The organism is Citrobacter sp. wls711 (genome assembly GCF_005281055.1).
In the GTDB taxonomy this organism is placed as follows: domain Bacteria; phylum Pseudomonadota; class Gammaproteobacteria; order Enterobacterales; family Enterobacteriaceae; genus Citrobacter; species Citrobacter gillenii.
This window is the reverse complement of sequence record NZ_SZXC01000009.1, coordinates 124,534-142,378: the sequence shown is the minus strand read 5'-3', so window position 1 is coordinate 142,378 and position 17,845 is coordinate 124,534. Positions and strand designations below refer to the sequence as shown.

The window sequence follows — 17,845 nt, the reverse complement described above, 5'->3', positions numbered from 1 at the left end:
TAATGAATAGCTTTTCACTGCAAACTCGATTGTACAGCGGCCAGGGCAGTTTGAGCGTGCTCAAACGCTTCACGAATAAACATATCTGGATTATTTGCGATGGTTTTCTTGCGCGTTCGCCGCTGATTGCAACGCTGCGCGATGCGTTACCTGCGGATAATCGCATTAGCGTGTTCAGTGATATCACACCCGATCCTACCATCAATACGGTAGTACAAGGGATTGCGCAAATGCAGTCCCTGCGACCGGATGTGGTGATTGGCTTTGGTGGAGGGTCGGCGCTTGATGCAGCAAAAGCGATTGTCTGGTTCAGCCGTCAGTTTGGCATCGAAATCGAAACCTGTGTAGCCATTCCGACCACTAGCGGCACAGGCTCTGAAGTGACCAGCGCCTGCGTGATCGGCGATCCGGAGAAAGGCATTAAATATCCGTTATTTAATAATGCCCTCTACCCGGATATGGCGATCCTTGACCCAATGCTGGTGGTCAGCGTACCGCCTGCCATCACCGCCAATACCGGAATGGACGTGCTGACGCATGCGCTTGAAGCGTACGTTTCCACCAAGGCCAGCGACTTCACTGACGCGCTGGCTGAAAAAGCAGCGCAAATTGTCTTCCAGTATCTGCCCATCGCCGTCAGCAAAGGCGATTGCCTGGCTACCCGCGGAAAAATGCACAACGCCTCGACCCTCGCGGGGATGGCGTTTAGCCAGGCCGGGCTTGGGATTAACCATGCCATTGCGCATCAACTTGGCGGTCAGTTTCATCTGCCGCACGGGCTTGCCAATGCACTGATCCTGACCTCTGTGATTCATTTTAATGCCCGCGATCCCAGGGCCGCAAAACGGTATGCCCGCTTCGCGAAGGCCTGCCACTTATGCCCTGATAACGCAAACGATACGGCGGCACTCAATGCGCTAATTCATCATATTGAGCAACTCAAAAAACAGTGTGCGTTACCCTCTTTCACAGACGCGCTCAAAGACGGAAAGCAAACCTGGTCACAGCGTATTCCCTCGATGGTTCAGGCGGCTCTGGCGGATGCCACGCTGCAAACGAATCCCCGCGATGCTGATGCCGCTGCCATCCAGGAACTGCTTGAGGAATTATTATGAATACAGCCATGACGGCTGAACCCATTTGTTATGATGCTCAGACAATACGCGATCGCGTGCGCGCTGCAGGTGTAGTGGGAGCCGGTGGTGCCGGCTTTCCTGCCCATGTAAAACTGCAGGCGCAGGTCGATACGTTTCTGGTCAATGCTGCAGAATGCGAGCCGATGCTGAAGGTTGATCAGCAATTAATGGCCGTGCAGGCGGCCCGACTGATACGCGGCGTGCAGTATGCCATGAAGACCACTGGCGCCAGCGCCGGCATTATCGCCCTTAAAGAAAAATATCAGAAAGCCATCAGTGCGTTAACACCTCTCCTGCCCGCCGATATCAGGTTACACATTTTGCCTGATGTCTACCCGGCTGGCGATGAAGTGCTGACAATCTGGATGGCAACCGGACGGCGGGTGCCTCCTGCTGCTCTCCCGGTTAGTGTGGGCGTGGTGGTCAATAACGTCCAGACCGTGCTTAACATCGCACGAGCCGTTGAACAGCAGTTCCCCGTTACGCGTCGTACATTAACCGTCAATGGCGCAGTTGCCCGGCCGGTTACCCTGACCGTGCCTGTCGGTATGTCGCTGCGCGAAGTGCTGGCACTGGCTGGCGGCGCTACCGTCGATGACCCCGGATTTATTAACGGCGGTCCTATGATGGGCGGTCTGATTACTTCTCTGGATACGCCAGTCAGTAAAACGACCGGTGGCCTGCTGGTGCTACCGAAATCCCATGCGCTGATCCAGCGACGAATGCAGGATGAACGGACCGTGCTCTCAGTTGCCAAAACCGTTTGCGAGCAGTGCCGCTTGTGCACGGATCTGTGTCCACGACACTTGATTGGTCATGAACTCTCACCACATTTGCTGGTTCGCGCGGTCAACTATCAGCAGGCCGCCACACCGCAATTACTGCTTACCGCCCTGACTTGCTCAGAATGCAACGTCTGTGAAAGCGTGGCCTGTCCGGTGGGGATTTCTCCGATGCGCATTAACCGCATGCTCAAACGCGAGCTACGTGCGCTCAATCATCGTTATGAAGGCCCGTTAAACCCTGAAGATGAAATGGCGAAGTACCGTCTGATTCCGGTGAAACGGCTTATTACCAAACTGGGTCTCAGTGACTGGTATCACGATGCACCATTAGACCAGACAGATCATCCCACTGAAAAAACAACGTTGTTGTTACGCCAGCATATTGGTGCCAGTGCCATTCCTTGTGTGCAAAAAGGGGAGCGCGTTGTGCGCGGCCAATGTGTTGCAGAGATACCCGAGGGTGCATTAGGTGCGCCGGTTCACGCCAGTATTGACGGTATTGTCAGCGAAATCACAGATCAGTCCATCACGGTAATAAGAGGTTAACCATGTCTCAGGCTATAGGGATTTTAGAACTCACCAGCATTGCCAAAGGAATGGAAGCCGGCGATGCGATGCTGAAAAGCGCTAATGTGAATTTGCTGGTCAGTAAAACCATCTGCCCGGGAAAATTTTTGCTGATGCTGGGTGGTGATGTTGGCGCAATACAGCAGGCCATTGCCACAGGAACCTCACTTGCTGGAGATATGCTCGTCGACAGCCTGGTCCTGCCTAACATTCATGCCAGCGTTCTGCCGGCGATCAGCGGACTCAATAGTGTAGATAAACGTCAGGCGGTAGGGATTGTTGAAACCTGGAGCGTTGCGGCTTGTATTTGTGCCGCCGACCGCGCGGTAAAAGCCTCCAATGTCACGCTGGTAAGAGTGCATATGGCGTTTGGTATTGGCGGTAAGTGCTACATGGTTGTCGCGGGCGATGTTTCCGATGTGAATAACGCCGTGACGGTCGCCAGCGAAAGTGCGGGTGAAAAAGGTCTGCTGGTCTATCGCTCGGTGATCCCACGTCCGCATGAAAGCATGTGGCGCCAAATGGTGGAGGGGTGATGGAAATGCAGCCGACGACGGATCGTATGATTCAGGAATATGTGCCCGGAAAACAGGTCACACTGGCGCATCTTATCGCTAATCCCGGTAAAGATTTGTTCAAGAAACTGGGCCTGCAGGATTCAGTCTCGGCGATTGGCATTTTAACCATTACGCCCAGCGAAGCCTCCATTATCGCCTGTGATATCGCCACTAAATCGGGCGCGGTAGAGATTGGTTTTCTGGACCGCTTTACCGGCGCAGTCGTATTAACCGGCGATGTTTCAGCCGTTGAGTACGCGCTGAAGCAGGTTACCCGCACGCTGGGCGAAATGATGCGTTTCACCGCCTGCCCGATTACGCGGACGTGATGTGATGAAACGCATCATGCTCATTGGTCCCAGCCAGTGCGGGAAGACATCGCTCACCCAGTGTATGCGTGGCGAGGCGCTTCATTATCAGAAAACCCAGGCTATTGTCTGGTCCCCCATGGCAATAGACACACCCGGTGAATATCTGGAGAACCGCTGCCTGTACAGCGCGCTGCTGGTCAGCGCCTGTGAAGCCGACGTTATCGCGCTGGTGCTCAACGCTGACGCCCCGTGGTCACCTTTTTCTCCCGGATTTACCGGCCCCATGAACCGGCCCGTTATCGGTCTGGTGACCAAAGCCGATTTAGCTAACCCGCAGCGCATTGCCCTCATCGAAAGCTGGTTGGTGCAGGCAGGGGCGCAAAACGTTTTTATTACCAGCGCGGTGAACAATACCGGCGTTGATGAGATGTTCAATTTTCTGCACGCAAAGGAATCGTCATGTCTCACAAAATAATGGCCATTAATGCAGGCAGCTCTTCTCTGAAGTTTCAGTTACTGGCGATGCCGCAGGGCGAGATGCTCTGTCAGGGGCTGTTCGAGCGCATCGGGATGCCTGATGCAAAGGTCACGATAAAAACACCGGTGCAAAAATGGCAGGAAACACTGCCGATTGCCGATCACCGTGAAGCGGTAACGCTGTTACTGGAAAAACTGCTCAGTCACGGCATCATTAATAGCTTACAAGACATCAACGGTGTTGGGCATCGCGTCGCACACGGCGGAGAATCCTTTAAAGATTCAGTTTTAGTCACCGATGAATCGCTGGCAGAAATAGAACGTCTGGCAGAACTGGCTCCGTTGCATAACCCGGTTAATGCGCTGGGTATTGCTGTTTTTCGCCAACTGTTACCGGCGACACCTGCTGTAGCAGTTTTCGATACGGCCTTCCATCAGACGCTCGACGAGCCTTCTTTTATTTATCCCCTGCCCTGGCGTTATTATTCGGAGCTGGGTATTCGTCGCTACGGCTTCCATGGTACCAGCCACAAATACGTCAGCCATACGCTGGCTGAAAAACTGGGCGTTCCGCTCAGCGCTCTGCGAGTTGTGTGTTGCCATCTGGGCAACGGCAGCAGCATCTGCGCCATCAAGGGCGGACAATCCGTTAATACGTCAATGGGCTTTACCCCACAGTCTGGCGTGATGATGGGCACCCGTAGCGGCGACATCGATCCGTCCATTTTGCCGTGGATTGCCCAACGAGAAGGTAAAACACCACAGCAGCTAAATCAGCTACTCAACAACGAGTCGGGGTTACTTGGCGTATCCGGCATATCACCTGACTACCGTGACGTGGAACAGGCGGCTGATAGCGGAAACCGTCAGGCAGCGCTGGCGCTGACGCTGTTTGCCGAACGAATTCGTGCCACCATTGGCAGCTACATTATGCAAATGGGCGGTCTGGATGCGCTGGTGTTTACCGGTGGTATCGGCGAAAACTCTGCTCGTGCCCGGGCAGCAATTTGCCACAACCTCAATTTCTTAGGGCTGGCGGTAGATGAGGATAAAAACCAACATAATGCGACCTTCATTCAGACAGAAAACGCGATGGTCAAAGTGGCCGTCATCAATACCAACGAAGAGCTGATGATCGCGCAAGACGTAATGCGTATAGCGATTGCAGAAACTGTGACGCTGAGCATTCCCGCTTAACACTGCTGCGCCGCAGATTGCGGCACATCATGGTAATAGCGCGATCGCCATGACACTATGCGCCGAAGATTGCTAATCACAAAGGTGAAAAGACGTGGCTGTTGCGCAATGCCCCGCATCATGCGGAGAACTTATCCAGGGCTGGATTCTGGGCAGCGAGAAATTGGTCTCCTGCCCGGTTGAATGGTACAGCACCGTTGAAGTCAGCTCCGGATCGCCGCTTGCCGATGAGCGGCCTCTTTCACGGTCGATGGTTGATCGCTTGTTGCAGCACTGGCAATATCCGGCACATGTCAGTCAGGATATTCGTATTGATATCCACTCCACGATCCCCATCGCCAAAGGGATGGCCAGCAGTACGGCAGATATTGCCGCCACCGCCATCGCTACCGCCCACCATCTGGGCCATCAGTTAGATGAAGCCACGTTAGCGCAGCTTTGCGTTTCGCTCGAACCTACCGACAGCACCGTTTTTCGCCAGTTAACGCTTTTTGATCATAACGACGCATCCACTCAGATCGCCTGTGAAGCGCAGCCCCACCTCGACCTGCTGGTTCTCGAAAGCCCAGAAACGTTACGCACGGCAGACTATCACCGGATCCCGCGCCAGGCCGGGTTACAGGCAGGCGCACCTGCCCTCAGACGAGCTTGGGAAAAAGTGCAGGAAGCTTGCTCAAGTCAAAACCCGTACCGGATGGGCGAAGCGGCCACGCTAAGCGCCATTGCCAGCCAGATGTTGTTGCCAAAACCGGATTTCGATTCGTTATTATCGCTGGTTGAAGAATGTGATTTATACGGTGTGAACGTTGCCCACAGCGGCAGCGTGGTTGGCCTGATGCTGGACAGAACGCGTCATGACATTGACTACATCAAATGGATGCTGGTGCAGAAAAAACTGACTACACACTGGCCGGAACAGCATTTGCTACGGATGGTAACGGGCGGGGTTGAATTACAGTAGAGACGATAGGGGCCACATTACACCCCTATCGTTTGCAACAATTACTCTGCTTTCGCTTCGCCGTTTTTCACTTCGCCCATGGCTTTGAGCTTTTTAGAAATGTCGCGACGCTCTTTAGAGATCTCGGCATTTTTGATGATGTAATCATCCACGCGATCTTCATAGTCGCTTTTCATGCTGGCAATAATGCCCTGGATCGCTTCAACGCTCATACCTGGCTTGATGTAGTCGCTCAGGTTGTCCAGCAGCAGGACACGTTTCTGGTTGTCACGGATCTTTTTCTCAACGTCCTGGATTTCACGTTGCAGTTTGTTCTTACGACGGAACAGACGAACAAATTCCAGCACGTCCTGGAAAGAAGGCTTGGTAGTTTCCATTTTTACACCCCTGATAATGTGAGATTCGGATTCGTTTAAACAACGGCTAAAGTGGGTCAACATTACTTTCATGCCCGCCATACTTCAAGTTGCATCTGCATTGACAATACACGGTTGAAACCTGAATTATCGAGGGTAAAGCCATTGCAGTTACCAATGGTTTTAGCCTTTTTCAGTATCATACCCTTAATCGTTGCTGAATCGAAGCAGCAGTAGAACCAATCCCCTCATCTGCGCTTTATTTGCGCAAAGCACGACAGATTAAATGTGAGAGGAGTTCCAGCTGTCGTGCCATCTCCATATTCAGCCAGACATAACCATGAATAGGTGTTTCTGCAACGTTGTCGCCCTTATGTTCATCAATCAGCTGACGCATCTCGGTCACCGTATCATTGAGTTTTTCGGTGTTGGCAAGCACCGGCTGCGGATTACCTTCATAGAGAGCGTGCGTTATCGTCAGCAGTGCCTGTTGCATTCTGAGCTGAGTTTCACGCAGCGTATGCGCATTCAACATCACAAAATGACTGGACCGCGTTGCCCACAGCGCGTTGATTTGCAGTTCAAGCATGCACACCAGATTTCGATTAATCGTTTGAATGGCTTCAAAAACTGATTTTTGAATGCGCGTTTCTTTGCTGGCCGGAATGATTAAGCCGCGCATTTTAACGACGTCACTCAGCAACTGCTGTAAGTGCTTATCCAGCCGGGGTTGTTCGAGTAAGTTGGGTGATAGCGCAGCCTGATATACACGGTTATAGCCGGTAATGCAGTGCGCCAGCTGAATACGCCAGTGTATAAATGCGCGTTGCGGCCAGATCCAGGTAAACAGCATTGCCAGTAGCGAGCCGAGAATCACATCCCCCCCGCGCCAGAGTGCCGTGTTCATATCGCCCGCAGGTGCGCCAACCACAACGGCCAACGTGATGCCGATCAGCAGCGCCTGATACGGTTTTTTACCCAATGCCAGCCAGCCGCACAGGAACATCGCCACCGCACACCATATCAGCATCAGCGGCAATGAAAAGAGCTCCAGCCGGAGCGCCACCAGCCCAAGGACCGAACCCAGAATCGTGCCACCAATACGTTCAAAAGCTCGGGGGACGACATTGCCCCAAAAGGAAATCGGCCCCATGATCACCACCAGCGTGATCAGAGGCCAGGTACCTTCAGGGATGTCCAGCAGGCGAACCAGCAGAAAAGTGAGAAGAAACGCCAGCGAGATGCGCATACCATGCACCACACGATAATGACGATACAAGCGAATTTCAAAAGGACTCAGTGACTTATCTGCACGCACTCATGCACTCCGTCAGGGAATAGCAAAGAACAGAATTGTACCTGTTTTTTCAGTGAAAACATTACCGTTATCAACAGGCCTTTTATCCTGATTCACACCCAAAACCGTTACTTCGCCTGCACCGGCACGTACATTTCAATATCCCAGTATCCGTCCTCCATGCCATTGTTTCGGTAAATTTCAAAACACGGTTTGGCCGATAACTGCCAGGACGAATCCTGCAACAGACGGTCAAAAAACTGATACCAGGGTGTGGCAAAGTCATGGTTTTCAACACGGGCAACGGCCACGGCATAGTCGCCGCCCGCCAGTTCAGTCAGGATCACCCCTTCGCTGTTTTCGGGGATCTCAAAACCTTCAGGCACTGAAACTACGGTATCGCAGCGCAGTTTATCTGCCGGAACCACGTCTGGGTTGTCGTAATAGACGGCTATCCATTCCAGCGGCACAATCTGGTTACCGTCGACCCACATAACCAGCTGTTCAAACCCCTGCTTTACCGTGTGTTCCCACGGTCCAACCATGTGAAACCCGGCAATCCTGCGTCTTTCTACCTGCTTTATCTCATACTCCATATAACCTCCCGCATGTCACTGTATAAAAACACAGTATAATTTCTGCGTATTACGGCCTCAAGGAAATAGTGATTATTATGTGAGCAGATTCGCAGTCTTGCCAGTTTGGTGCACAAACAGAAATCTACACCTTATGGTGAAAATAATCGCTCAGGCGCGAAAACACGCCCCCCTCACCGACTGACTCCAGCGTCATCAGCGGCCAATGCGCCACCAGCTGATCCCGGTCGTAGAGTTCAATTTCGCCCACGCGCTGATGTGCGGCAATGGGGGCGACCAGCTCTTTCTTATCAAGCACATACTTTGCTTTAATATTCGCCACTTCGGCTTTAGGCAGCGCCATCCAAAAATCCTGCTCGGTACCGAGACTGATTTTTTCTTTATCGCCATACCAGATCCGCTCAACGCCGACCTGCTTACCACTACGCAGAACCTGCACCGTGTCAAAGTTTTGCTGTCCCCATTGCAGCAGCTTACGCGCCTGATCTTCACGCCCCTTTGCACTCTCGGCCCCCATTACAACGGCGATTAATCGACGCTGTCCGTCTACCGCAGATGCAATCAGGTTAAACCCGGCACCAGAGGTATGTCCCGTTTTTAGCCCATCCACGTTCAGGGTTTTATCCCACAATAAACCGTTACGGTTCTGCTGGGTGATGCCGTTCCAGGTGAGGCTTTTCTCGCTGTACATATGATAGAAATCAGGCTCGCCGTGAATGATAGCCCTCGATAACACAGCCAGATCGTAAGCCGAACTGTGCTGGCCTGGGGCATCCAGTCCGTGCACCGTTTCAAAATGGGTGTCCTGCAACTTCAGCTTTTGCACATAACTGTTCATCATCGCGACAAACTGTGGCTGCCCACCGGCGATATAATCCGCCAGCGCAACGCAGGCATCGTTGCCGGAATCGACAATTAAGCCGCGACTTAAATCACGTACTGAAACGCGGTCACCTTGTTTTAAAAACATTAACGATGAACCGACAAATACCGGATTGTCTTTCGCCCACGCGTCACGCCCAACGGTGACAATATCTGACGGGCTAATACGCTGGCTGTCGATGGCGCGATCCACAACATAGCCGGTCATCAGCTTGGTCAGACTGGCGGGGTTACGCTGCTGGTGCTCATTACCTGCGGTAAGAATTTGGCCTGTGGTGTAATCCATCAGCACCCACGCACCCGCATTGATAGCCGGAGGTTGGGGAGCAAAACTGGCGACATCCGCCGCAAAGGCGGAGGAAAAACTCATCGCGAAAAGGGAAGCGGCAATAAACAAACGGCGTTTCAACAGCATGTCCTCAGGAAAAGGAAAAATAGCCGTTCTTTTTACGGAAATTCTGAAGAACAAACAGGGATAAATTGCAAGAAAATGTGACTTAAGGCACATTTTCTTGCAATGGAATGCAGGTATCAGATAAACCGGTAGTGATAAATTCGCACTATATTACCCTTTACGCGGTGATACATCTGCGTGATGGCTGCGATGCCGGTGATAGCCGTCGATCATGCTGCGAAAGATTTGCCCCGGCGTGTCGCCCAGCGTGCACAGGTAGATATGCGCACAAATAAACAGAATGCCAATAATCGCCAACGCCATATGCAACACCAGCATAACCGGACCTGCGCCGATAACTTGTGGGTAAAGACACAACAAACCGCTGATGATCAACAACGGTACCAGCGCATACATGATGGCCAGATAGGCCAGTTGTTGTAGCGGGTTAAATTTACTCTCTGCCGTCGCGGCAAACGGATGCGCTTCCCCCTTCATTATCCCATACAGGTAAAAGCGCGTTTGCTGCAGGCAGCGCGAAATCAGTCCGCTACATTTCACCCGATAGTGGCAACCGTTGCCGGTGGTGGCATTTATCAGCACGAAACCCACCCAGAAGGCCAGTAATGCAAAGCCACACCAGGTGTGTACCTGCACCATGAGCGCCACCGGTCCAATCGAAAAGTGACCAAACAAACCGCTCACCAACAGCAGAACGAACAACAGCGCATTTCCCCAGTGCCAGCGGCGGACCGCTAACGAGTAGAGGTAGTCACGATGCTCTTCACCGGTTGCGGTTTTAGGTGCCAGCATCCGGCGCAGCAGCGCGTGCGCCACCAGACCCACAATCATCAGCAGGATGACCACACCTGCGTAAATGAGCCACTGCGGCCAGTAGTCCGGCGCATAGTTAAGCTCTGCTCCCCAGATAGCATTCATACTTTCCCCTCCTGATGATACTCTTTACGCCGATAAAGACTCACCTCACCACTGCGCGTATCCTGCTGGCGATATACCTCTTTTTGACTTATCCAGTGCTGGATCTCCGGGTCATCGCGACGGCCAAACTTCAGCGCATCGGTTGGACAAACAGAAACACAGGCCGGCGCTTGCCCGGCATCGAGGCGGGTATCTGCACAAAAATTGCATTTGTCAGCGATACTCGTTTGCGGATTCAGATAACGTACATGAAACGGACAGGCCGCAACACAATAGTCGCAGCCAATACAGCGCGACTTGTCCACCTGCACAATACCGTTTTCGTCACGAAATGAAGCACCGGTCGGGCAAACGCTCACGCAGGGCGCATCTTCACAGTGCTGGCAAGAAACTCGCACAAACTGAAAATGAGACAGGACGTCTGACTCTTTTTCCGGGGTGCGGATCTGCACCTGCAGGCGGCTGTACCCCCCCGGCACATCGTTCAGAACCTTGCAGGCAACCGTACATGCCTGGCAGCCAATGCAGCGTTTTTCGTCATGCAGCATGACATAGGGATTTGTGGATTGATTCATGATGTTCTCCTTGTTCATGCCCGACGCAGCGTCACGCCAGCGGTGTGCACCACCGTTCCGGAAACCGGACTGGTCACGTGCGGAAGTAAATTACCGCAGTGAATACCGTGCGTTGTTGCCGCCGTTTTAGCCCCGGCCTTGGCGCCAAACCCCATATAAACAAACAGCGTATCGGGTCGAATACCGGCCGTGACCAGCGCCTTACCTTTTTCTTTGCCGGTGGCGTTTTCCAGCCAGATGTCGTCACCGCTTTTAATCCCTTTTTCACGCGCGGTCGTCGGGTGGATCCACACCGCGTTGTCCCACATCAGTTCACTGAGTAAAGGCACATATTGCGTCGCTCCGTTGGTGTGAACCGCCACCTTGCCCTGGATGAAATAGAGTTCATTTTCACCCTTCAGGGCAAAATTGCGGGCGCGTGGAATACCGTAGCCGGGAAGTAACGATTCCAGCTCTGCGGAATAAAGCTCGATTTTGCCTGACGGGGATTTGAATCGCAGTTGCTCCCCGTAGGTACCATCGCTGTCCGCGGGCACTGCGCCAGGATAGCGCTCGACAAACTGGCGCACGGTCTCAGGTTCACGAAATAACAGCGGTACGCCCCACTCCCGGTATCCCTTCTGACGCAGTTCTGCGGATAAGGCGTGCTCGCCATTGAGCTGGTACAGCTGGCGCGTCTGCATATCCTGCCACGGGTAAAATTGCCCGAGACCCAACTTTTCACCCAGCTCTTTCCAGATTTGCCAGCTCGGACGAGCATCGCCAATGGGCTCAACTACCTGTTGGCGTAATGCATAGGCTGGATTCAGCCCTGACATATCAGAGACTTCTTCATCACGCTCAAGGTAGGTGCATTCCGGTAACAGATAGTCAGCATAGGCCGCGCTTTCACTTAAATAGACGTCGCAGCTGACCACCAGATCCAGTTGTTCCACGGTTTTGACCAGATCGGGTCGGCAGGTCACGGTCTGGAAAGGATTATGTCGGGACATGATCCATCCCTTCACCGGGTAAGGAGTCTGCTTTAACACGGCATCAATAATGCTTTGCACGACCCCACCACCCGCGGCGATGTATTTAAACTGCGGTGCCACCAGATCAATGCGCTGCGCGGTTGGCTTCGGTAATTTCACATCCGGTTTTGCCAGCACCGGCGCGACCTTTTCGCCAGCCAGCTTGTTGTAGGTTGCCGCCGCCTTTTTCTGGTACATGCCACCTTCACGTTCGATATTGCCCAGCAGTACGTTGAGGGTGAAGATCATCCGCCGCATGTCGATCTCTTCCTGAGAAAACGTCGCGCGGTGGCCTGGGCTGACGATGGCACGAGGCGCGCTGGCCGCCATTTCTCGGGTTACGCGGGTAATAACCTCAGCAGGAACATCAGCCAGCTTTTGCGCCCATTCAGGCGTTGTCTCTTGTACGGCCTCTGCCAGCTGTGCAAACCCCGTGGTGTAACGCTCCACAAACTGCGCGTCATACAGGTTTTCTTTAATCATGACGTGGCACATTGCCATCAGTACCGGCAAGTCGCCGCCAGGCCTGATGGCATGCCATTCATCCGCTTTACTGGAAAATACGGACAAGCGAGGATCGAAGCTGACCATCTTCGCGCCTCTCTCCTGTGCGGTCATCAATTCGTGCGTGTCGGCAACCTCAATACCTTCATAGAGGTTATGGCCAAAAGAGACCATATAATGGGTGTTGGCGATGTCCATGGCCAGATCGCCGCCCATCATCACTTTAGCGGCAATGGATTTCCCGGCGGGACATGTCGAGGCATGGGTAAAGGTATTCGGCGAACCGAAGGCCGTCGCCAGGTAAAATAAATGACCGGAAAGCGAGCCGGATTTAGAAGAGAAGACAACGCCCTGAGGACCATATTGCGCTTTTATGGCACTCATCTTTTCGGCAATTTCTTGATAGGCTTGCTGCCAGCTAATGACCTGCCATTCTCCAGCGCCACGCGGTCCGGTGCGCTTCATCGGTTTAACAATACGGTGCGGATCGTTAACCAGGCTCACGCCGCTGCCCCCTCGGGCACAGACCCGGGTACCCTGCTGCGGCGCATTAGGGTTCCCCTGGATGAAAACGGTTTTATTATTAATGACCTGAGCTTGAATGGGACAGCGAAATGAACACATTTCGCACAGACTTGGCGTGAGTGAGGTTTTCCCCTTGATACTCTCTGGTGCATTACGCGCCAGTGCCCCCGGTGGAAAAGTTCCTATTGCGCATGCGGAGCAGCCAATACCCACGCCGCGCAAAAAGTTACGCCGACTAATGCTCATATAACCTCCTGTTATTAGATATATCCAATTATTATATGGAGTTTATATTATTAATTTTTAACCTCACTCACATTTCCTTACAATGAAGCGAGAACATCCTGATGAATCAGAACCTATTGTTTACAAAGATTTTTAAAACTTCCAAAACTCAACAATTAACCGTAAAAATAACAATAATGGTTATCAATCAAATTATTAAAATGAAATTACCCTTGATGATAATCATGCCAATAAATACAGTTTCGGTCGTTTAATTAATTCAAGAAATATATAAAAGCACCGTTCATCTCAATTTTATTGCGACCTGATTCCCCGAACAGATAATCGCTTTGCTGATTACCTCACTATTTTTTGGTACTCTTATAAAAGCGCTAAATTGATCCCGGACATAACTGAACAATGAATGACGGCAAGCAGCACCCTACGTTTCTCTTCCACGATTACGAAACCTTTGGTACCCATCCGGCGCTGGACAGGCCCGCGCAATTTGCGGCCATCCGCACGGATAACGATTTCAACATTATCGGCGATCCAGAGGTTTTTTATTGCAAGCCTGCGGACGACTATCTGCCGCACCCGGAAGCGGTACTTATCACCGGTATTACTCCGCAGGAAGCGCGTGAAAAAGGAGAGAACGAAGCAACGTTTGCTGCCCGCATTCACGCCCTGTTTACCGTGCCCAAAACCTGTATTGTGGGCTATAACAATGTGCGCTTCGACGACGAAGTGACGCGCAATATCCTGTACCGCAATTTCTACGACCCCTACGCCTGGAGTTGGCAGCACGATAATTCACGTTGGGATTTACTGGATGTCATGCGCGCCTGTTATGCCCTGCGTCCGGAAGGCATTAACTGGCCAGAAAACGACGACGGGTTACCCAGTTTCCGCCTTGAGCATTTGACCAAAGCCAACGGCATTGAACACGCCAACGCCCACGATGCGATGGCCGACGTGTACGCCACCATTGCGATGGCGCAGTTGGTTAAGTCGCGTCAGCCTCGTCTGTTCGACTATCTCTATAGCCACCGGAACAAGCACAAGCTGGCCGCCCTGATCGATGTCCCACAAATGAAACCGTTGGTTCATGTCTCCGGCATGTTCGGCGCATGGCGCGGCAATACCAGCTGGGTTGCGCCGCTCGCCTGGCACCCGGACAATCGCAACGCGGTCATCATGGTTGACTTAGCCGGTGATATTTCTCCCCTGCTTGAGCTGGACAGCGACACGCTGCGTGAGCGCCTTTACACCGCCAAAGCCGACCTGGGCGATAACGTAGCGGTACCCGTGAAACTGGTGCACATCAACAAATGCCCGGTTCTGGCTCAGGCCAACACGCTACGCCCGGAAGATGCTGACCGACTGGGAATTAACCGTCAGCATTGTCTGGATAACCTCAAAATCCTGCGTGAAAACCCGCAGGTTCGCGATAAAGTGGTGGCTATTTTTTCCGAGGCAGAACCCTTCACACCGTCAGACAACGTGGATGCCCAACTGTATAACGGTTTTTTCAGCGATGCCGACCGCGCCGCGATGAAAATCGTGCTGGAAACCGACCCACGCAATTTACCGGCACTGGATGTTACCTTTGTTGATAAGCGTATTGAAAAGCTGCTGTTTAATTACCGCGCGCGTAACTTCCCCGGCACGCTGGATGAGGCTGAACAGCAGCGCTGGCTGGAACATCGCCGTCAGGTGTTTACCGCAGAGTTTTTACAGCAATATGCCAATGAATTGCAGATGCTGAGTCAACAGTACGCTGATAATAAAGAGAAACTGGTGCTGCTGAAATCACTCTGGCAATACGCCGAAGAGATTGTGTAAGAAGAGAAACTAACACGCAGGTAATAAAAAACCGGAGAACATGTCTCCGGTTAGGCAATTTGCCGGATGGTGGCGCAAGGCCCCCAGTCCGGCAAACATCAATTACTGCGCGATATCTTCGTACTGTGGAACCGGATTGCGGAAGCTTTTGGTCACGCAAGCCAGGTAAACCAGACCAATACCCGCCCAGATCAGACCCAGAACCATCGAGCTTTCTTCCAGGTTAACCCACAGTGCGCCGACGGTCAGAGCACCACACACCGGCATGACCAGGTAGTTGAAGTGGTCTTTCAGCGTCTTGTTGCGTTTTTCGCGGATCCAGAACTGTGAAATCACAGACAGGTTCACGAAGGTAAACGCCACCAGCGCACCGAAGTTGATCAGCGCCGTCGCCGTCACCAGGTCAAATTTGATTGCCAGCAGCGCAATCGCACCCACCAGCAGCACGTTCCATGCAGGAGTACGCCATTTCGGGTGAATATAACCGAAGAAACGGGTCGGGAATACGCCATCGCGCCCCATCACGTACATCAGACGAGAAACGCCCGCATGTGCCGCCATACCGGATGCCAGTACGGTTACGCTGGAGAACACCAGCACGCCCCACTGGAAGGTTTTACCCGCAACGTACAGCATGATTTCCGGCTGTGACGCGTCCGGATCTTTAAAGCGAGAGATATCCGGGAAGTACAGCTGCAGGAAGTAGGAGGCACCAATAAAGATCAGGCCACCAATCAGCGCGGTCAGGAAGATAGCCTTCGGAATAACGCGCTCTGCGTCTTTGGTTTCTTCTGACAGCGAAGAGATGCCGTCAAAACCAAGGAACGAGAAGCACAGGATAGTTGCACCGGTAATCATCGGCACCACGTGCGCGCCTTCAGACCAGAATGGACGGGTGCTGGTCAGCGTGCCTGCGCCTTCGCCGTGCATAATGCCGTAAATAATCAGGCCAACAATCACCGCCACAATACCCATCTGCAAAATAACAATCAGGGTATTGAAGTTCGCGACGGCCTTGATGCTGCGCAGATTCGAGATGGTCATAAAGCCCACCAGCGCGACAACAAAGATCCACGACGGTACCGACGGCACTAGCGCTTCAAAGTAGATTTTAGCCAACAGGATGTTGATCATCGGCATGAACAGATAGTCCAGCAGCGATGACCAGCCCACCATAAAGCCTACGGTCGGGCTAATGGATTTCTGGGCATAGGTATACGCAGAGCCAGCTGACGGGAAACGGCGAACCAGTTTACCGTAGCTCAACGCAGTAAAGAGAATGGCAACCAACGCAAAAGCATAAGCCGTCGCGACATGACCATCGGTCAAGCCCGAAACGATACCAAATGTATCGAACAGCGTCATCGGTTGCATATAGGCAAGGCCCATCATAACAACCGGAACCAACGTAAGCGTTTTACGTAATTCCACGCGAGAGGTGTTTGGAGTAACGTTATGCGACATGGTCATTCCCCTTTACGGTGAATACGGTCGCGTAAGCAAAAAATTGCCCCATTTTTACGGATTCCTCAGCGACAACAACTGTCGGTTTTTAGTAAGTATCTATCCGGTACGAAGCCCGGCCTCTTTTATGAATGATTGGTTTGATGCAAAAAAATAACCGACGCGTATTAAAACGTCGGCTAATGTCATTTTTTGCAAGCGGCGTATTTTGCACTAAATTGGAGAGAAATAACAAGAGAATGAGATAGCCAAAAATAAATATTTTTCTCTAACTGTCTGATTTATCGACACTCGATTTTACATAAACGCCTGCGATAGCACTATTTGCTAAAATCTGATCTCGCCACCAGGCGCTGGCTAATCCTGACGTCTGTTCATTCCAGCCAATCCACACCGGTTCAAACATAATTTGTGCGACCACTTTCTTCTCTATCAGGGCACCGCTGTCCAAAAAACGTTGTGCCAGATAGCGCGGTAAATACCCGCATCCCAGCCCACTGATCTGCAGTTCCAGCTTGGTTTTAAAGTCAAAAACGGTGATTGCATCCTGATCGTCAAGCAGTTGAGAACCCGACAAGCTCGCCAGATGAGGACTGTCCCCCACCACAATGGCACGGAAACGTTTAATGGTACGCCGTTGCAGTGGTTCGTCTTCCTGCGCCAGCGGATGATGCGGTGCGATCACAAACACCTGTTCGAGGTCACCTAAACGCGCAAAACCAAAGTTACTCGCGGAAGGCGGTTCATGCATCGCCCCGACGATAATATCGGCCCGCCCTTGGGTGAGCGCCTCCCAGGAACCGCCCAGTACACCGTTGATAAATTTAAGCCGCGTGACGCTGTGGTGCAGGTAGAAGGATTCGATAAGCGGGGCCAGCAGTGAAAAAGGAAAAGTGTCATCCACGCCAATAACCAGCTGGTTCTCCCAACCTTCGTGCAGTTTGATGGCCTGTTTTTCGAGTTCGCGGACGGTATGCAGTACCTCCCGCCCCTTTTCCAGCAGCATCTGCCCGGTGCGGGTAAACTTCGCCCGATGCCCGCTGCGATCCAACAATTGAATATTCAGATCGCTTTCCAGCTTATGGACGGTATAACTCAGCGCGGACGGCGTCTTAAACAATTTTGCCGACGCCGCCGCGAAACTTCCCTCTTTATCTAACGCGTCGAGGATGATCAGAACGTCCAGCAGTGGTTTCATACTCGCCCCCTGGCGGTATATGACGGCACGCTGCTGGTCTG

At 52.4% G+C, this 17,845-nt stretch carries 17 protein-coding genes and 1 pseudogene; 8 read left to right on the top strand and 10 right to left on the bottom strand.

Translation table 11 applies throughout. The features are described from left to right. Positions 1-2: 2 nt before the first annotated feature. From FDW98_RS05095 to FDW98_RS05065, 7 genes are all read left to right on the top strand, one after another. Positions 3-1,115, top strand: a complete 1,113-nt coding sequence (locus FDW98_RS05095; protein ID WP_096756640.1) for a 1-propanol dehydrogenase PduQ — start codon at positions 3-5, stop codon at positions 1,113-1,115. Further along, positions 1,112-2,467: a cobalamin reductase PduS gene (gene pduS / locus FDW98_RS05090; RefSeq protein WP_096756639.1), complete on the top strand. Its 1,356-nt coding sequence runs from the start codon at positions 1,112-1,114 to the stop codon at positions 2,465-2,467. Before FDW98_RS05095 ends, pduS begins: the two co-directional genes overlap by 4 nt. Before the next feature lie 2 nt (positions 2,468-2,469). After that, the gene (pduT, locus tag FDW98_RS05085; protein WP_046275683.1) at positions 2,470-3,024 is read left to right on the top strand and encodes a propanediol utilization microcompartment protein PduT; all 555 of its coding nucleotides are present in this window, start codon (positions 2,470-2,472) and stop codon (positions 3,022-3,024) included. Beyond that, positions 3,024-3,374 carry a propanediol utilization microcompartment protein PduU gene (gene pduU / locus FDW98_RS05080; protein WP_096756638.1) on the top strand — a complete coding sequence of 117 codons (351 nt, stop codon included), beginning with the start codon at positions 3,024-3,026 and terminating at the stop codon, positions 3,372-3,374. Before pduT ends, pduU begins: the two co-directional genes overlap by 1 nt. Before the next feature lie 4 nt (positions 3,375-3,378). Continuing rightward, entirely contained in the window at positions 3,379-3,831 is a 453-nt protein-coding gene (gene pduV, locus FDW98_RS05075; RefSeq protein ID WP_096756637.1) for a propanediol utilization protein PduV, read from the top strand. Further along, positions 3,816-5,030: an acetate/propionate family kinase gene (locus FDW98_RS05070; protein ID WP_096756636.1), complete on the top strand. Its 1,215-nt coding sequence runs from the start codon at positions 3,816-3,818 to the stop codon at positions 5,028-5,030. Before pduV ends, FDW98_RS05070 begins: the two co-directional genes overlap by 16 nt. 94 nt (positions 5,031-5,124) lie before the next feature. Continuing rightward, positions 5,125-5,991, top strand: coding sequence for an L-threonine kinase (locus tag FDW98_RS05065; RefSeq protein ID WP_096756635.1), 867 nt, complete (start codon positions 5,125-5,127; stop codon positions 5,989-5,991). A gap of 41 nt (positions 5,992-6,032) precedes the next feature. Here the strand turns inward: FDW98_RS05065 and FDW98_RS05060 are convergent, their stop codons facing one another. The 7 genes from FDW98_RS05060 to phsA all read right to left on the bottom strand — a co-directional run bounded on the left by FDW98_RS05060 (position 6,033) and on the right by phsA (position 13,318). After that, on the bottom strand, positions 6,033-6,368 hold the full coding sequence (locus FDW98_RS05060) for a DUF496 family protein (protein WP_003834176.1): 336 nt from the start codon (positions 6,366-6,368) through the stop codon (positions 6,033-6,035). Positions 6,369-6,606: 238 nt separating this feature from the next. Beyond that, positions 6,607-7,665: an FUSC family protein gene (locus tag FDW98_RS05055; RefSeq protein WP_096756634.1), complete on the bottom strand. Its 1,059-nt coding sequence runs from the start codon at positions 7,663-7,665 to the stop codon at positions 6,607-6,609. Between the two features lie 107 nt (positions 7,666-7,772). Next, positions 7,773-8,240 (bottom strand): DNA gyrase inhibitor SbmC, encoded by a 468-nt coding sequence (sbmC, locus tag FDW98_RS05050; RefSeq protein WP_096756633.1) that lies wholly within the window; start codon positions 8,238-8,240, stop codon positions 7,773-7,775. 124 nt (positions 8,241-8,364) lie between these two features. After that, positions 8,365-9,537, bottom strand: a complete 1,173-nt coding sequence (gene dacD / locus FDW98_RS05045; RefSeq protein ID WP_096756632.1) for a serine-type D-Ala-D-Ala carboxypeptidase DacD — start codon at positions 9,535-9,537, stop codon at positions 8,365-8,367. Between the two features lie 150 nt (positions 9,538-9,687). Further along, positions 9,688-10,455, bottom strand: coding sequence for a thiosulfate reductase cytochrome B subunit (phsC, locus tag FDW98_RS05040; RefSeq protein ID WP_096756631.1), 768 nt, complete (start codon positions 10,453-10,455; stop codon positions 9,688-9,690). After that, complete coding sequence (phsB, locus tag FDW98_RS05035) at positions 10,452-11,030, bottom strand: thiosulfate reductase electron transport protein PhsB (protein WP_096756630.1); 579 nt, start codon at positions 11,028-11,030, stop codon at positions 10,452-10,454. Before phsB ends, phsC begins: the two co-directional genes overlap by 4 nt. Before the next feature lie 14 nt (positions 11,031-11,044). Further along, positions 11,045-13,318, bottom strand: a complete 2,274-nt coding sequence (phsA, locus tag FDW98_RS05030; protein WP_096756629.1) for a thiosulfate reductase PhsA — start codon at positions 13,316-13,318, stop codon at positions 11,045-11,047. A gap of 399 nt (positions 13,319-13,717) precedes the next feature. On the opposite strand from phsA, the gene sbcB reads away from it, so the two are divergent. Beyond that, positions 13,718-15,142, top strand: coding sequence for an exodeoxyribonuclease I (gene sbcB, locus FDW98_RS05025; protein ID WP_096756628.1), 1,425 nt, complete (start codon positions 13,718-13,720; stop codon positions 15,140-15,142). Between the two features lie 102 nt (positions 15,143-15,244). On the opposite strand, the gene FDW98_RS05020 is transcribed toward sbcB, so the two are convergent. From FDW98_RS05020 to FDW98_RS05010, 3 genes and pseudogenes are all read right to left on the bottom strand, one after another. Continuing rightward, positions 15,245-16,606 (bottom strand): APC family permease, encoded by a 1,362-nt coding sequence (locus FDW98_RS05020; RefSeq protein ID WP_162604171.1) that lies wholly within the window; start codon positions 16,604-16,606, stop codon positions 15,245-15,247. Further along, positions 16,596-16,658: a membrane protein YoeI gene (gene yoeI, locus FDW98_RS05015; protein WP_101706264.1), complete on the bottom strand. Its 63-nt coding sequence runs from the start codon at positions 16,656-16,658 to the stop codon at positions 16,596-16,598. Before yoeI ends, FDW98_RS05020 begins: the two co-directional genes overlap by 11 nt. A 161-nt stretch (positions 16,659-16,819) precedes the next feature. After that, positions 16,820-17,804, bottom strand: a pseudogene (locus FDW98_RS05010) (LysR family transcriptional regulator). Positions 17,805-17,845: the final 41 nt, after the last annotated feature.

Coding starts and splice junctions, on each gene's coding strand:
- sbmC (WP_096756633.1), bottom strand. CDS start 8,240: ATGGAGTATGAGATAAAGCAGGTAGAAAGACGCAGGATTGCCGGGTTT.
- pduT (WP_046275683.1), top strand. CDS start 2,470: ATGTCTCAGGCTATAGGGATTTTAGAACTCACCAGCATTGCCAAAGGA.
- FDW98_RS05095 (WP_096756640.1), top strand. CDS start 3: ATGAATAGCTTTTCACTGCAAACTCGATTGTACAGCGGCCAGGGCAGT.
- pduU (WP_096756638.1), top strand. CDS start 3,024: ATGGAAATGCAGCCGACGACGGATCGTATGATTCAGGAATATGTGCCC.
- pduV (WP_096756637.1), top strand. CDS start 3,379: ATGAAACGCATCATGCTCATTGGTCCCAGCCAGTGCGGGAAGACATCG.
- FDW98_RS05020 (WP_162604171.1), bottom strand. CDS start 16,606: ATGTCGCATAACGTTACTCCAAACACCTCTCGCGTGGAATTACGTAAA.
- dacD (WP_096756632.1), bottom strand. CDS start 9,537: ATGCTGTTGAAACGCCGTTTGTTTATTGCCGCTTCCCTTTTCGCGATG.
- FDW98_RS05060 (WP_003834176.1), bottom strand. CDS start 6,368: ATGGAAACTACCAAGCCTTCTTTCCAGGACGTGCTGGAATTTGTTCGT.
- pduS (WP_096756639.1), top strand. CDS start 1,112: ATGAATACAGCCATGACGGCTGAACCCATTTGTTATGATGCTCAGACA.
- phsB (WP_096756630.1), bottom strand. CDS start 11,030: ATGAATCAATCCACAAATCCCTATGTCATGCTGCATGACGAAAAACGC.
- FDW98_RS05070 (WP_096756636.1), top strand. CDS start 3,816: ATGTCTCACAAAATAATGGCCATTAATGCAGGCAGCTCTTCTCTGAAG.
- phsC (WP_096756631.1), bottom strand. CDS start 10,455: ATGAATGCTATCTGGGGAGCAGAGCTTAACTATGCGCCGGACTACTGG.
- sbcB (WP_096756628.1), top strand. CDS start 13,718: ATGAATGACGGCAAGCAGCACCCTACGTTTCTCTTCCACGATTACGAA.
- phsA (WP_096756629.1), bottom strand. CDS start 13,318: ATGAGCATTAGTCGGCGTAACTTTTTGCGCGGCGTGGGTATTGGCTGC.